Annotated in this window: 16 protein-coding genes; 8 read left to right on the forward strand and 8 right to left on the reverse strand. The window is 63.9% G+C overall.

Translation table 11 applies throughout. The features are described from left to right. Positions 1-54 precede the first annotated feature (54 nt). The 3 genes from JQ558_RS04880 to JQ558_RS04890 all read left to right on the forward strand — a co-directional run bounded on the left by JQ558_RS04880 (position 55) and on the right by JQ558_RS04890 (position 2,669). On the forward strand, positions 55-1,152 hold the full coding sequence (locus JQ558_RS04880; protein WP_212275053.1) for a calcium:proton antiporter: 1,098 nt from the start codon (positions 55-57) through the stop codon (positions 1,150-1,152). A 31-nt stretch (positions 1,153-1,183) separates the two neighbouring features. Continuing rightward, positions 1,184-1,468, forward strand: coding sequence for a cupin domain-containing protein (locus JQ558_RS04885; RefSeq protein WP_212207656.1), 285 nt, complete (start codon positions 1,184-1,186; stop codon positions 1,466-1,468). A 232-nt stretch (positions 1,469-1,700) separates the two neighbouring features. Continuing rightward, the gene (locus JQ558_RS04890) at positions 1,701-2,669 is read left to right on the forward strand and encodes a hypothetical protein (RefSeq protein WP_312014959.1); all 969 of its coding nucleotides are present in this window, start codon (positions 1,701-1,703) and stop codon (positions 2,667-2,669) included. Positions 2,670-2,827: 158 nt separating this feature from the next. Here JQ558_RS04890 and JQ558_RS04895 read toward each other — a convergent pair whose 3' ends face one another. After that, positions 2,828-3,484, reverse strand: a complete 657-nt coding sequence (locus tag JQ558_RS04895; RefSeq protein WP_212293046.1) for a tetratricopeptide repeat protein — start codon at positions 3,482-3,484, stop codon at positions 2,828-2,830. A 168-nt stretch (positions 3,485-3,652) separates the two neighbouring features. Further along, the gene (rpsU, locus tag JQ558_RS04900; protein ID WP_192736788.1) at positions 3,653-3,961 is read right to left on the reverse strand and encodes a 30S ribosomal protein S21; all 309 of its coding nucleotides are present in this window, start codon (positions 3,959-3,961) and stop codon (positions 3,653-3,655) included. A 262-nt stretch (positions 3,962-4,223) separates the two neighbouring features. Here rpsU and aqpZ point away from each other — a divergent pair, with 262 nt between their 5' ends. Then, entirely contained in the window at positions 4,224-4,946 is a 723-nt protein-coding gene (gene aqpZ / locus JQ558_RS04905; protein WP_212207658.1) for an aquaporin Z, read from the forward strand. 13 nt (positions 4,947-4,959) lie between these two features. Here the strand turns inward: aqpZ and JQ558_RS04910 are convergent, their stop codons facing one another. Beyond that, on the reverse strand, positions 4,960-6,060 hold the full coding sequence (locus tag JQ558_RS04910) for a 5-(carboxyamino)imidazole ribonucleotide synthase (protein WP_192736786.1): 1,101 nt from the start codon (positions 6,058-6,060) through the stop codon (positions 4,960-4,962). Beyond that, complete coding sequence (gene purE / locus JQ558_RS04915; RefSeq protein ID WP_212293047.1) at positions 6,057-6,545, reverse strand: 5-(carboxyamino)imidazole ribonucleotide mutase; 489 nt, start codon at positions 6,543-6,545, stop codon at positions 6,057-6,059. Before purE ends, JQ558_RS04910 begins: the two co-directional genes overlap by 4 nt. 151 nt (positions 6,546-6,696) lie before the next feature. On the opposite strand from purE, the gene JQ558_RS04920 reads away from it, so the two are divergent. Further along, on the forward strand, positions 6,697-7,377 hold the full coding sequence (locus tag JQ558_RS04920) for a GGDEF domain-containing protein (RefSeq protein ID WP_212275049.1): 681 nt from the start codon (positions 6,697-6,699) through the stop codon (positions 7,375-7,377). 155 nt (positions 7,378-7,532) lie between these two features. On the opposite strand, the gene JQ558_RS04925 is transcribed toward JQ558_RS04920, so the two are convergent. The 3 genes from JQ558_RS04925 to JQ558_RS04935 all read right to left on the reverse strand — a co-directional run bounded on the left by JQ558_RS04925 (position 7,533) and on the right by JQ558_RS04935 (position 8,560). Then, a complete protein-coding gene (locus JQ558_RS04925; RefSeq protein WP_212032854.1) occupies positions 7,533-7,784 on the reverse strand; it encodes a hypothetical protein in 252 nt (83 codons plus the stop codon). Positions 7,785-7,807: 23 nt separating this feature from the next. Then, positions 7,808-8,020: a hypothetical protein gene (locus JQ558_RS04930; protein ID WP_212207661.1), complete on the reverse strand. Its 213-nt coding sequence runs from the start codon at positions 8,018-8,020 to the stop codon at positions 7,808-7,810. A 333-nt stretch (positions 8,021-8,353) separates the two neighbouring features. Beyond that, positions 8,354-8,560, reverse strand: coding sequence for a YdcH family protein (locus JQ558_RS04935; protein ID WP_192736782.1), 207 nt, complete (start codon positions 8,558-8,560; stop codon positions 8,354-8,356). Between the two features lie 239 nt (positions 8,561-8,799). On the opposite strand from JQ558_RS04935, the gene JQ558_RS04940 reads away from it, so the two are divergent. Beyond that, on the forward strand, positions 8,800-8,985 hold the full coding sequence (locus JQ558_RS04940; RefSeq protein WP_192736781.1) for a YdcH family protein: 186 nt from the start codon (positions 8,800-8,802) through the stop codon (positions 8,983-8,985). Positions 8,986-9,086: 101 nt separating this feature from the next. On the opposite strand, the gene JQ558_RS04945 is transcribed toward JQ558_RS04940, so the two are convergent. Further along, positions 9,087-10,190, reverse strand: a complete 1,104-nt coding sequence (locus JQ558_RS04945; protein ID WP_212293048.1) for an NAD(P)/FAD-dependent oxidoreductase — start codon at positions 10,188-10,190, stop codon at positions 9,087-9,089. Positions 10,191-10,451: 261 nt separating this feature from the next. Between JQ558_RS04945 and JQ558_RS04950 the strand changes: the two genes are divergently transcribed. Together JQ558_RS04950 and JQ558_RS04955 are read left to right on the forward strand one after the other, a co-directional pair. Beyond that, positions 10,452-13,154, forward strand: coding sequence for an EAL domain-containing protein (locus JQ558_RS04950; protein WP_212293049.1), 2,703 nt, complete (start codon positions 10,452-10,454; stop codon positions 13,152-13,154). A 147-nt stretch (positions 13,155-13,301) separates the two neighbouring features. Next, a complete protein-coding gene (locus JQ558_RS04955) occupies positions 13,302-14,795 on the forward strand; it encodes a glycerol-3-phosphate dehydrogenase (RefSeq protein ID WP_212293050.1) in 1,494 nt (497 codons plus the stop codon). Positions 14,796-14,837 lie beyond the last annotated feature (42 nt).

A 14,837-nucleotide genomic window follows, 5' to 3' on the forward strand; every position in this document is an offset into this window, starting at 1 on the left:
CGGCGATTGTTTACTGCATAGTCGGACGGCAATGATTTCAAGGATTTTGACCGCATGAGCGCGCACGGCCCGATGCCGAAATCGTCGTGGATTTTCCCTGCCTTGGCGGTGGCGCTGTTCGTGGTCGCCACCGCGCTCGGGCTGACCTTCACACCGACGGCCGGCGGTTTGCTGTTCGCGGCGCTGCTGCTGGCGATCCTGTTCGGCACGGTGTTTGCCGCCGTGCATCACGCCGAAATGATCGCGGAGCGGATCGGCGAGCCTTACGGCACGCTGTTGTTGACGCTGGCGGTCACCATCATCGAGGTCGCGCTGATTGCGACCATTATGCTCGGCGAAAAGCCGGTGCCGGCGCTGGCGCGCGACACGGTGTTCGCGGTGGTCATGATCGTGTGCAACGGCCTCGTCGGCATCTGCATCTTCATCGGCGGGCTGCGCTATCGCGAGCAGGATTTTCAGGTCTCCGGGGCCAACCTTTATCTCAGCGTGCTGTTCGTGATGGCGACCATCACGCTGATCATGCCCAACTACACGCTGACGGCGCCGGGGCCGTTCTATTCGGCGGCCCAGCTCGGCTTTGTCAGCGTCGTCACACTCGTTCTTTATTGCGTGTTTCTCTATACCCAGACCATCCGGCATCGCGATTATTTCATCAATGATGCCGGGGGCGAGGCGGCGGACGGATCGCTGCTGTCGAACCGGATGCTGGCGCTGAGCATCGCACTGTTGCTGGTGTCGCTGCTGGCGGTGGTGCTGCTGGCCAAGAAATTCTCGCTGGTGGTCGATATCGCGATTGCCAGCATCGGCGCGCCGCCGGCTTTCGCGGGCGTGCTGGTGGCGCTGTTGATCCTGCTGCCGGAAAGCGTCGCCGCCATTTCTGCCGCCCGCAAGAACGACCTGCAGAAGAGCATCAATCTGGCGCTCGGCTCGTCGCTGGCGACCATCGGGCTGACGATCCCCGCCGTCGCAGTCGCCGCCTACGCGCTCGACAAGCAATTGGTGCTTGGGCTCAACACGCAGGAGATGGTGCTGCTGGTGCTGACCTTCGTCCTCAGCATGCTCACCTTCGGAACCGGACGCACCAACATCCTGTTCGGGCTGGTCCACATGGTGGTGTTCGCCGTATTCCTGTTCATGGTATTCGTGCCGTAGTTCCCTTGTCGTTCCCTGGAGTTCATCCAAAATGCTCAGCGCCCAGTCAGACGTTCAGGTCGACACCCCGGAAGTTCGCGTTACCGAATGGCGGCTGGCGCCGGGCAGTGCCACCGGCCACCACACCCACGGGATGGACTACGTCATCGTGCCGGTGACCGCGGGCGAAATGACCATCGTGGCGCCGAATGGCGAACGCTCGAAGGCGCAGCTCGCCGTCGGCAAGTCCTATTTCCGCAAAGCGGGCGTCGAGCACGACGTGCTCAACGAAACGGCAACCGAGATCGTGTTCCTGGAGGTCGAGCTGAAGCCCTGATCGTCCGTTATCGGCAGCGCCGCAACCGACCCATTTCGGCCGCAGGTCCTGACAAGCCGTTAATGGTGTGGTTCCCGGAACGTCCCGCAACAAGGAGGGCCGGCGGGGTCGCCTTAGAGACGCAGAAACGGAACCTCATGAGGATCTGCACAATTGCCACCGATCCGTCTTAGTTGATCCCTCAATATGCCCAGAAGTTCCAGCATCAAACTTGCCGCGGGGAGTGGCCGGCATGCTGAAGAAGTATATTTCGAAATTCACGATCGACATCCTGCCTTCGGTGGCAGCGACCGTCATCGGGGCTTACATCGTCAATCATTACATCGTCACCAGGCCGGGCACGGACGCCCCTGTCGCCGCCGCCGTATCGGCTGCCGACCCCAAAGCTGCAGCCAAGACCCAGGACACCAAGGCCGCGGAAACCGGCAACCCGCCGACGGCGGGCGTCAGGGCCAAGGGGATTTCCGAAAAAGCCCTCCTCGAGAAGACCGCGGCCGAACGGCCGGCGGTGGTGGAGAAGGTTGAAGCCAAAGCGGATATGAAGGCGGATGTAAAAGCTGACACGAAGCCCGCCGACGCGCCTGCCGAGACCGCGAGCGTTCCGGCCGAGCCGCGCGCCGCCCGCGCCGCGCCGCGCGAACGCGAGAAGGAAAAGATCAGGGTCGTGCTGCCGTCTCCGGTGCAGCCCGTGGCGCCGGCCGTCGCCGCCGCGCCGCCAGTTGCCGCGCCGCCGGTCGAAACCGCCGTTGTGCCGGATGACCGCCGCGACGCCAACGACCTCGCGCGCGCTGCGATCGAGCGTCTGCGGGTCAACAATGATGGTCCGCCGCGTGCACCCGAAGTGGTGCGCGCCCCCGAAGCTCAGCGAGTCGAGACTCCGCGGATCGAGGCCCCGCGGATCGAGACGCCACGAAGCGAAATGCCGCGGGTCGCAACCGCGCCGGCGCTTCGCCCGCTGCCGCCGCCGATCTCGTTCTCGACGCCTTCAGGAGGAGAGACCTTCGATCAGGGCAGGCCGCCTTACGCAGCCAATGCGTCTGTCGATCCGCGCCGTCCGACGCCGCCGGCCGAAATTCCGGTGTCGCGTCCGCTCGATTTGCGGGCCGATATGGCGGAGCCGTCCGGGCGCGAGCGGACCTCGGTTGCCGAGGACGTGCTGTCGGCGGCGAAGTCGGTGTTTCACGCCGTCCTGCCGAAATAATCCATAACATCGTGTCTTCTCGTGCCCCCGGACGCAGGCCGCGACCGGGGCTTCTACTTTGCATGGGGTTGTTTTCGCGATTTTGCTTCTGGCGCAACCGGTAGCCACCCGCGATCAAGTCCGAGGGATGGCGGGGCATGCTTCGCTGGAAAACGGCGCTACCCGCCGGTGCGGGCCAGGCCGCTGCGTGCGGCTTCGTCCTTGGGGCGGATTGCGATGGCGCGGCCATAAGAGGCGGCCGCCTTGGCCTTGTCGCCAAGCCGCTCATAGGCCTGCCCGCGGGCTGACCAGGCCGGTGCGCTGTTGGGATCGGCCTGCACCGCTTCATCCAGGTCGGCGGCCGCTTCCTTGGCCTTGTCTATCGCGAGATAGCTTGTTGCGCGGCCGAGCAACGGTTCGACCTTTTGCGGCGTCAGGCCATTGGCGGCGGTGAAATCCTCGATCGCCTGCTGGTATTGTTTCTCGCCTTGATAGATCAGCCCGCGGCCGTAGAGCGCTTGGACGTTGTACGGATCGAGGGAGAGGGCGCGATCGAATTCCGCCAGCGCCTCTTCGTTCTTGCCGGACCTGGCGAGCACCTGGCCGCGGGTGGCATAGCCCTGCGAGTCGCTGACGCTACGCGCGCTGATATTGTCGGTCGGTTTTTGCGCCACGGGCTGCGGCTTTGGGCTGTCCGCACCCCACGATCCCAGATCGAACGAGCAGCCGCCAAGCGGTATCGTCAGCAGCGCGACAAGTACGGCCGTATGGCGCACGCCGCGAGAAAACGAACAGGAGGCCGGAACGGCCTTATGGCGGAATGCTCGCGCGTTCATGGCGCATAGGTAGCCCGGCACGCCGCAAAATGCATCGGTCAAAATAGCCGCAACCGGCGGACCGAACCCGTCAGGCCCAGGGACCGACAAACAAAAAACCAAAGAAAAACCCAAAGAAAAAAGCGCAGGCCAAGGCCCGCGCTTTCCAATTCAAATCTGCTCGGTCGTTCAGCGCGGTCCGCGCGGACCTGCACCCGGGCCGCCACGACCGCCACCGGGACCACCGCGGTCGCCACCGGGGCCAGCACCGAACACCGGCTTCGGCTTCATCGGCAGCAGGCCTTCGCGCTGCAGCTTCTTGCGAGCCAGCTTGCGCGCGCGGCGCACGGCTTCGGCCTTTTCACGGGCCTTCTTCTCGGAGGGCTTTTCGTAATGGCCGCGGAGTTTCATCTCGCGGAAAATACCCTCGCGCTGCATCTTCTTCTTCAGCGCCTTGAGGGCTTGATCGACATTGTTATCGCGGACGAGAACCTGCACGCGGCATCCTCTTTCAATTGATCGGATAGGAATTCTGGTAAAGCGAAGAGCTGGCGAAAGGCCTGGCCCTTAACCTGAAGGCGGGCATTTACCAGACAAAACCTGCGATGTCCACCTGTGAAGCGAAAAGCCGGACCAAGTTAAGCCATGAAATGCGGCAAATCTGTCGCTGTTCGGCCCTGATTTGGGAAGTTGTGTGCCCAGATCGAGGCCGTTCCCGGCGTTTTGAGCAACCCGGCAACAACAATCTGGGGAGACAACCATGGATACGAAGAAATATGCCGCCGAGGCCATCGGTACGTTCTGGCTGACATTTGCGGGATGCGGCAGCGCCGTCATCGCCGCCGCCTTTCCGCAGGTGGGTATCGGACTGGTCGGGGTGTCCTTTGCGTTCGGACTGAGCGTCGTCACCATGGCCTATGCGATCGGCCATGTATCCGGTTGCCATCTCAATCCGGCCGTCACGGTGGGGCTTGCCGCCGGCGGGCGCTTTCCAACCGGGCAAATCGCGCCCTACATCATCGCGCAGGTGATCGGCGCCGTTGCGGCGGCGGCGCTGCTTTATGTGATCGCAAGCGGCGCTGCCGGTTTCGACGTCACCAAGGGTTTTGCGTCGAATGGCTACGACGCGCATTCGCCCGGCAAGTACAGCATGGTTGCCTGCTTCATCACCGAGGTTGTGATGACCATGATGTTCCTCTTCATCATCATGGGCGCGACCCATGGCAAGGCGCCGGCGGGCTTTGCACCGCTGGCGATCGGATTGGCGCTCGTCATGATCCACCTCGTCAGCATTCCCGTCACCAACACCTCGGTGAATCCGGCGCGCAGCACCGGGCCTGCGCTGTTCGTCGGCGGATGGGCGCTGGCGCAGCTCTGGCTGTTCTGGGTAGCGCCGCTGATCGGCGGCGTGCTGGGCGGGGTGATCTACCGCTGGCTCAGCGAGGAGCCCTCCGGCGTCGTCGAGGGCCGCAAGCCCGCGTGATGCGGGCTTGCCGCTATTTCTTGCGCGGCGACACTTCGGTGACGTGACCCATCTTGCGGCCCGGCTTCGGCGCGCCTTTGCCGTAAAGGTGAACGGTGGCGCCGGGAACCGTCAGCCACTGCTCGTAGCCGAGGATGTCGTCGCCAATCAGGTTCGTCATGGTGACCTCGCCATGACGGACCGGTTTGCCGAGCGGCCAGCCGGCGATGGCGCGGATGTGCTGCTCGAACTGCGAGATCGAGGCGCCGTCCAGCGTCCAATGTCCGGAATTATGCACCCGCGGCGCGATCTCGTTGACCAGCACTTTCGGCCCGCCATTTTCCGCTACCACGAACATTTCGACCGCGAGCACGCCGACATAGTTCAGCGCGGTTGCGATCTGCTCGGCGATGCCGCGTGCCTGCGCCGCCAGCGCATCCGATATCTGCGCCGGCGCGCGCGAGATTTTCAGGATGTGGTCGCGGTGCTCGTTTTCAGTGACGTCGAAACTCTCGACCTGGCCGTCGACCGAGCGCGCAGCGATCACCGAGATCTCGCGTTCGAACGGAATGAAAGCCTCGAGGATCGCCGATTTGGTGCCGAGGTCTTCCCAGACCCGGGTGAGATCGTCGCCGTCGCGGATGATCGCCTGGCCCTTGCCGTCATAGCCGAAGCGGCGGGTCTTGATCACGGCGGGCAGGCCGATCTTCTTGATCGCCGCCCGCAGGGTTTCCACCGACGAGACGTCGGCATAGTCGGCGGTGCCGATACCGAGGCGCTTCACAAAATCCTTTTCGACCAGCCGGTCCTGCGTGGTCTCCAGGATCTTCTGGGCCGGCAGCACCGGACGGCGCGCCGCCAGCACCATGGCGGTGGCGGCCGGCACATTCTCGAATTCATAGGTGATGACGTTGACGTCGTTGGCGAACAGTTCGAGCGCCTCGACATCGGCATATTCCGCGCAGGTGGCGTTCAGCACCACGTCAAAGGCCGGCGAATCCGGGTCCGGCGAAAACACCTGGCAGCGGAGGCCGAGGCGCGCCGCAGCCATCGCCAGCATCCGCCCCAGTTGCCCGCCGCCGAGAATTCCGATGGTGTCGCCGGGCTTCAGCTTCACATTGTTGGAAGCCGTCACGCCAAGCCCTCCGGCCGTTCTTTGACCGCATCGGTCTGTTGCTGGCGCCAGGCGGCCAGGCGCGTCGCCAGCGCCGGATCCTGCAGCGCCAATACGCTGGCGGCGAGCAGCGCGGCGTTGATCGCGCCGGCCTTGCCGATCGCGAGGGTGCCCACGGGGACGCCCGCGGGCATCTGCACGATCGAATAGAGCGAATCGAGGCCGGACAGCGCCTTGGATTCGACGGGAACGCCGAACACCGGAAGCTCGGTCAGCGCCGCCGCCATGCCCGGCAGATGCGCCGCACCCCCGGCACCGGCGATAATGATCTTGAAGCCGGCCGCCTTGGCGCCCTTGGCGAAAGCAAACAGCCGGTCGGGGGTGCGATGGGCCGAGACAATGCGTTTTTCGCAGTCGACCCCGAGCGCCGCCAGCGTGTCGGCGGCGTGGTGCATGGTCTCCCAGTCCGACTGGCTTCCCATAATGATGGCGATCGGTGCGGTCATTTCGTCAATTCTATTGGGGAATCCAGAAACATAGGCCGATTATAGGGGCGGCCCGGGCGTCATCCAAGGCATGGCAAGGGATTAGGAATGGACTATCCTGTCTTGGTGAATCCGGGCAAGCCTTCATACGCATGCCTGCACAGGGAAGGTCATGAAGAAGAAAACCAGGGCAGCGGCTTCGGGAACCGGAAAACGCCCGAAAACGGCCCCGGCAGGACGAAAAGCCGCGCCGCGCGGGATCCGCAAGTCGGCAAGCCCGCCCCCAGCTCCGTCCGTTGACCCCAAATCGACGATCCGTCGGCTCAAGACGCAATTGGCGCGGGCTCGGGCCCGAATCGAGGAACTGCAGGCCTCGGCCGATACCGACTTCCTGCTGGATATTCCGAACCGGCGCGGTTTTGAGCGCGAATTGCACCGCGCGATCGCCTTCATCAAGCGCTACCACGCGAGCGGCGCCCTGATCGTGCTCGACGTCGATCGCCTGAAGCCGATCAACGACGCTTTCGGTCATGCCGCCGGCGACGAGGTGCTCAAGGCCATTGTGAAGACGCTGCTGGCCCATGTGCGCGCATCTGACGTGATCGGCCGGCTCGGCGGCGACGAGTTCGCGCTGCTGTTGTGGAATCTCAGCGAAACCGATGCCAGGGCCAAGGCGGCGTTGCTGGAGGGGACGATTGATCGCCTCACCTTTGTGTTTGGTGGCCGCACCGTCACTGCGGGCGCCTCCGCCGGCGTCGCGATCCTCGGTCCTCACGCGGAATCGGGCCGCGCGCTGGAAGAGGCCGACAGCGCGATGTACATCCGCAAGGCGCAGCGGCGGCATGAGGCGTGAACTGCATTCGTCAGGTGAGCAAAAGCCAACGGGTCGCGCGAATGCGCGCCCGATGACAGGCTCCGCATCTTGCTTCGTGAATTGATTTGGTGGGCACGCACAAGTGTGCCTTTGCCCACCCTGCGAATGCTTGCTGCGAACGTTCGCAGTGACGACTACAGCCCGCTCAAATCTTCCGGCACGTTGCCGAACTTCCGCAGCAATTGCGCGTCGCCGAATTCGCCGATCATCGGATCGCCACTGCGGCTGAACGCGACTGCGCCGATGCTGCCGGGGGCTCGCGACAGGATCTCGGCCCGGCGCAGCGCGGTGGTCGGACTCTGGCACTCCTCGGCAGCGCCAGCGACCGGCGAGCCGTCATCGTCCTGCAGGAATGGCAATGCAACGTAATAGGTGACATCGGCCATCATCGTCGCTCCGGTTTTGCTGCTCAGGCAGCGGTGCTGCTGGTGCGCAAGGGTTGGGTCGGCACGCAGCCGGCGGATATCGCCGCCTGCAATTCCTCCAGCTCGGCTTCCAGATATTCGTTGGCCATGATCAGCGCCTTGATGGTCGAGCGCAGATTGCCGTCGCACATCGCGATCGCCTGATCGCAGGCTTGCTCGTAGCGGCTGTTGTCGGACAGGGACGGTGGTGCGGACATGACAGAACTCCCTTTGCTGGCGGCAGGGAGATATGTTCCTCTTTTGTTCTATTGGAGTCAAGCAAAGAGCGTGCGCGAAAGTTCATTTTCCCGCGCTCAAAGGCTGCCGGCGACGCGATCGCGGCCCTGAAAGTTCGTCGCAACCGCGGCGCTTGTGGATGTCGGGGAAAAGGGATTTGCGCGCAGGCGGGCGGTCTTCCGGCTATAGCCGCACCGTTCCGAAAAAAAATCGCACCTGCCGGGCGAGCCGATCGGCGGCAGCCAGGTTGCGGCTGTTCATCGTGGTGCGGCTTGTCCTGCGCGGCATCCGGCGCCAGCGCGATCAGCCTGCGATCAGGCAATGATATCAGGCGTGATCTGATCTTCGATGAAGGCGATGCGGTCGCGCAATTGCAGTTTGCGCTTCTTCAGCCGCTGCAGCCGCAGCAGATCCGGCGCCGGCGACTGATGCAGCGCGTCGATCGCCGCATCGAGATCGCGATGCTCCTGCTGCAGCCGGGCAAGCTCGTTTACGAGCTCGCGCTCATCTTCGTCGGTCATGGCGTACGCTAACTGCAAAAGCACGATGAGGTTGTAGACGGCTTGCGAAGCCGCCAGCGAAATATCGTCCCTGCGGGCCCGGTCCGCAAGCCGACCCGGTTCCATAGTCACGATTGGTTACAGATAAATCCGAAAAAATGAGAGCCCCGATTCTGGATAGCCATCGACAGATTCGGCGGCTGGTGTACACTCATTCGTCCGGATCGAATCTGAGGTTTCACCCACCGAGGAGATTTCGTATGGCTCTACAGGCGCATCTTGTTGAACTTGAACGTAAACACAAGATCCTCGAAAACGAATTGCACGAAGCGCTCGTGCACCTTTCCACAGACGACCTCCACATTGTCGAGTTGAAGCGCCGCAAGTTGATGGTCAAGGACGAGATCGAGCGGTTGAAGCAAACCGCCAGCGATACGGTCCACTAAACCGGTCTCCAGCAGAATAGCGAAACGTAATTCACCGTCGGATGGGCGCTTTTGCGCTCATCCGTGTAGGTTGTATTGCGAAATTATCTTGTATTTATCGCTTACTGCTCTGCCAGTTCACCAACATGATCAGCGATCGCCAGGGACGACGTCAGTCCCGGCGATTCGATGCCGAACAGGTTGATCAGTCCAGTGACGCCGTGCGCGCGCGGTCCCTGGATCAGGAAGTCCTGCGTGGCAACCGCAGGTGGCACGATCTTGGGCCGGATTCCGGAATAGCTCGGCATCAGCGCCCCGTCCGGCAGCGTCGGCCAATAGCGCCGGATCGCGGGATAGAACCTGTCGGCACGGGCCGGGTCGACGGCGTAGTCGATGCTTTCGACCCACTCCACGTCCGGACCGAAGCGCGCCTGTCCGGCCATGTCGAGGGTGAGGTGCACGCCAAGCCCGCCGGGCTCCGGCACCGGATAGATCAGCCGTGAAAACGGCGCCCGCGCGCTGCAGCTGAAATAATTGCCCTTGGCGAGATACGCCGGCGGTATCAACTCGATCGGCATGCCCTCGATGCTGCGCGCGACCGAAGGCGCGCCCAATCCCGCCGCGTTGACCAGCAGGTTGCATTCCAGAACCATCGGCGCATCGCCGCCCGTCTCGATTTCGATCCTGCCCGCGTTTGCCCGGGCGCGCAGCAGCGGCGTGTAAAACGCGTAGGCGGCACCAGCTTCCTCGGCATCGCCGCGCAGCGCCAGCATGTAGGCGTGGCTGTCGATGATGCCGGTCGACGGCGAGAGCAGGGCCGCATCGCAATTGAGTGCCGGCTCCAATGCACGCGCCGCTTCGCCGGTCAGAAGCTGCATGTCGTCGACGCCATTGGCTTCGGCATGGGCGCGGATCGATTGCAGTTTTTCGGTTTCCGCAGGCGTCGTCGCGACGATCAGCTTGCCGCAATTGCGATGCGGGATGCCGTGGTCGCGGCAATATTCGTAGAGCGCCCGTTTGCCACTGACGCACATCTGCGCCATCAGGCTGCCGGCGCGGTAATAGATACCGGCGTGGATCACTTCGCTGTTGCGCGATGAGGTGATGGTGCCGATGCCCTCGGCCGCCTCCAGCACGATGACTTCGCGGCCCTGCTGGGCGAGCCGCCGCGCGATCGCGAGCCCGATCACTCCCGCTCCGATGACGACGCAATCAACCTTGTCCATGTACGCTTCAGGCCCGGAAATTTGGCGCGGGATCACGCCCGTCGCGCGCTTGTTTTATTATCGTTTCGTTCAGAAGTAAGCCCCAACAACCCGTTGGATTGTCTCGACATATGCCCTGAGGTCCGATCCTGTTAGTGAAGCATTAATCATGTCAGGGCAATTGCCGCAATTTGAGTCGCATTTTCCGGTTGCAAGGGTAGGCGTTTACCCGATCCAAACCCGTCAAGCCAGACACTCCACCGGGAAATCCGCGGGTGAATGATGGCTGGCAAGAATTGGCAGGCAGGCGGGAGGGATTCAGTTCCGGCGCTGGCCCTCGTGTGTCTGCTCGCCACCGCTGCGTCGTGCGGATTGGCATGGGCCGCGCCGCCCGTTTCCGGCAGCTTGGCGCCGTCGGGCTATTTTGGTGAGCTCGACGCCAGCATGATCTGGGAGATGCTGATCGGCGGCATCGTGGCCGTATCGTTTCTGGTAGCGGCCGCGCTGTGGGTGCTGTCGGCGCTGCGCCGGGTCAAGCGCTCGCAACTCCGGCGCAGTGCGTTCGTCAGCTCAGCCCTGAACAATCTCAGCCAGGGCGTGGTGATGACCGACGCCCGTCAGCGCATCATCTTCAGCAACGACCGCTATCTCGAAATCTATGGCCTGGTCCGCTCGGACATTCCCCGCAACATGACCGGGCCGGAACTGCTGGAAGTGCGGCGCAAGCGCGGCGCACTGGGCGTCAGCGCCGACGAATTCTATGCCCAGGCCTCCACCGCGGAGGGCCTGATCACCGAACTGCCAAACGGCAAATCGGTGCTGGTCAAGTATTTCCGCCTGCCGAATGGTGGGTCGGTCGCGACCCACGAGGATTGCACGGAGCAGCGCAAACTTTCGCGCAAGCTGGCGTCGACCACGCAGTTCCTGGAATCGGTGCTCGACAACGTTCCGGTCTGCGTCGCCGCCAAGAACATCGAGGACGGCCGCTATATTTTCGCCAACCGCGCGTTCGAGCGTTTCTCGCGCTTCTCGCGCGACCATATCGTCGGCAAGCGCGCCGACGAGATATTCCAACCCGAAACCGCACGCACGATCGACACCGCGGACCAGTCGGCGCTGAAGGCACCGGAAGGCTACCACCGCACTGAGTTCGAAGTCGAGCGCGGCTCCGAGAAGCGCGTCCTCGCATCCAACCGCGTGATCGCGCGCGATGAGAACAACCAGCCCGAATTCCTGATCGCACTGTTCGACGACGTCACCGACCGCCGCTCGTTGTCGCGCGAGCTGGAGAGTACCAAGAAGTTCCTCGAACTCGTGGTCGACAACATTCCGGTCTCGCTGATCGTCGAGCGCGTCTCGGACGGAAAATACCTGCTCGCCAACCGCAGCGCCGAAACCATCCTCAACCGCCGTCGCGAGGACGCCACCGGACTGACGGCTGCCGATATCTTCAATCCGCGCGAAGCCAAGCTGATCATCGCGCGCGACGAGGCGGCGATCAAGAAGCGCGGTCTTCTGACCGAGGAACACCCGATTTCGACCAAGGACGGGCTGCGGCTGTTCCTGACCCGCCGGATGACGGTGCTCGATGATGCCGGCGAGCCGCAATATCTGATCAAGACCCATGAGGACGTCACCGACCGCCGCCAGACCGAGTCGCGGATGGCGCACATGGCCTATCATGACGGCCTGACCGATCTGCCGAACCGCGCCGCCTTCCTGCAGGCGCTGGCCCAGATGATCGAGGCCTGCGAGGGCACCGAAGAGGAATTCGCGGTGCTCTGCATCGACCTCGACGGGCTGAAGGAAGTGAACGACGTGTTCGGTCACGCGATGGGCGACAAGGTGCTGACCGAGGTCGCCCAGCGCCTGCAGGACTGCGCCCGCGGCGGCGTGGTGGCCCGGCTCGGCGGCGACGAATTCGGGTTGATCATCGACGGCAAACAGCCCTCCGCGGGCATCGCGCTGGCCGAGCAGGTCGCGATCGCGCTGGCGAAGGAATTCCAGATCGACGGCAAGCCGGTTCGGGCCGGTGCCACCACGGGCATCTCGGTATTTCCGCACAACGGGTCGGACGCCGCAGCCCTGCTCGCCAATTCCGGCGCGGCGCTGTTCCGGGCGAAAGCAAAATCGCGCGGCTCGATCAGCGTCTTCGAGCCCGAGATGGACCAGCAGATCCGCGACCGCCGCGTGCTGCATCAGGACCTCTCGGTCGCGATCAAGAACGGCGAATTGTCGCTGTACTACCAGCCGCAGGCCACTTCGGGTCCGACGGTTGCCACCAGCGACGTGATCGGCTTCGAGGCACTGGCGCGCTGGATGCATCCGGTACGCGGCTTCGTGTCACCAGGCGATTTCATTCCGCTGGCGGAAGAAAGCGGCCTGATCGTCGAAATGGGCGAATGGATCCTGCGCGAAGCCTGCCGGGAGGCGGCCTCCTGGCCGGTGCCGATGCAGATCGCGGTCAATTTGTCGCCGGCGCAGTTCATGCACGGCGATGTGGTCAGTCTGGTGCATTCGATCCTGCTCGAAACCGGGTTGGCGCCGGATCGGCTCGAGCTCGAAATCACCGAAGGCGTGCTGATCGAGGATTTCGATCGCGGCCTGGCGCTGCTGCGGCGGCTCAAGGCGCTCGGCGTGCGCATCTCGATGGACGATTTCGGCAGCGGCTACTCCTCGCTGAGCTACCTGCAGGCGTTCCCGTTCGACAAGATCAAGATCGACCGCGCCTTCGTCATGCATCTCGGGCGCAATCCGCAATCGGCCGCGATCGTGCGCGCCGTCATCGACCTCGGCCACGGCCTCGAAATGTCGATCGTCGCCGAGGGTGTCGAAACCCAGGAACAGCTCGGTTTCCTGTCGGAAGAGGGCTGCGACGCGGTGCAGGGCTATTTCATCGGCAAACCCCTGCCGATCGGGCAATACGCCGCGCTGGTCGGGCGCAACGTCATCAACAGCATCGAGTCCACGCGCAAGACCGGCTAGAGCCTGCGCAGGCTCTACCCGTTTGTTTGACGCGTTTTTGCCGCAGATAAGTCTACGCGATCTACTTGATTGCGATGCGAACCGGTATCCACTTCGCGCGAAAACGCTATGTTGTCGTGCAACTCGGTTCTCGACTGTAAGCGTTGCATGGCGGATTACGATCTTGCGATCATCGGCGGCGGATTGAACGGCGTTGGCATCGCGCGCGACGCCGCCGGGCGCGGCCTGCGCGTGATCCTGCTGGAGCAGGGCGATCTCGCTGCGGGCGCCTCCTCGGCCTCGCCCCGGCTCGTTCATGGCGATCTGGCGGGGCTGGAGCGGCGCCGCTTCCTTCGCGTCCGTGCGGCATTGGCCGAGCGCGACATTTGGCTCCGGATCGCGCCACATCTGGTGCGCCCGATGCGCTTTGCCATCCCGGCCCACACTGACGAACGCCCGGCCTGGCAGCTGCGGTCATGGCTGTTGCTGTATGACCGGCTGGCCTCGCGCGCGCCGTTGCCGCGCTCCGCCACCGTCGACGTCACCCACCATCCGGTCGGCAATCCGCTGAAGCGGCCGTTCGGAACGGCCTTCGAATATTCCGACTGCGTCGTCGACGATTCCCGCCTGGTGGTGTTGACCGCCGTCGATGCCGCGGCGCGGGGGGCTGCGATCCGCACCGGCGCCCGCTGCACCCGCGCCGAGCGGGGCGAGACCTGGCGGCTGGTGACGATCGATCGCGGCCATCGTCAGGTCGTGACCGCGCGGGCGCTGGTCAACGCCACCGGAGCCTGGACCGCGACCGTCGCCGAGACGGTGCTGCGCCAGCCGCCACCCAGGCTTGCCACGATCCAGATGAGCCAGATCGTCGTCCGCCGCCTGTTCGACACCGACAACGTCTACGTATTCCAGAACAGCGACCGCCGGCTGATTTTCGCCAGCCCCTATGAGCGCGATTTCACCCTGATCGGCACCGTTGGCGATGCCTTCAAGGGTGATCCCGCCATTGTCGCGATGGCGGCCAGTGACGTGGCTTATCTTTGCGATGCCGCCAACCGGTATTTTCGCGAACGGATCGAGCCGTTCGACGTGGTGCGGACGGTTTCCGGCGCCAACCTGGTGATGAACCCCGCGAACAACCGGGCAGCGTGGGATGGCGCGATGAGCTTTGACCACGCTCGCCGCAAGGCGCCGCTGATCACGATCTTCGGCGGCGACGTCACCACCTCGCGGCTGCGTGCCGAAAGGGCCGTCTCCAGGCTGACGCCGTTTTATCCGATGTCGCCGCGCTGGACTGCGACGGCGCCGCTGCCCGGCGGCGATTTTACCTGGAACCGCTTCGAGAACGAGGTCGATGAGGTGCGCGCGCGCTGGCGGTTTCTCAGCGAAGACCACGCCCGCCGCCTGGTCGGCGCCTATGGGTCGAACGTCAAGGCGATCCTTGGCGAGGCCAGGGATCGCGGCGATCTCGGCCCGGCGTTTGGGCCTGAGCTGACGGGCGCGGAAGTGCGCTATCTCATGAAGCACGAATGGGCGCGTTTCCCGGACGACATTTTGTGGCGACGCTCGAAGCTTGGCCTGACCATGCCGCCGGCGGATCGCGAGGCGCTGGCGGCGTACATGGCGACGGTGTCCTCGGAGCTGGCATGCGGCGCTCAATAAATCCGACGATTGTCATTGCCACGGCGCGGCGGCGATCGACGT

The sequence above is a fragment of the Bradyrhizobium sp. AUGA SZCCT0160 genome, from assembly GCF_018130105.1.
In the GTDB taxonomy this organism is placed as follows: domain Bacteria; phylum Pseudomonadota; class Alphaproteobacteria; order Rhizobiales; family Xanthobacteraceae; genus Bradyrhizobium.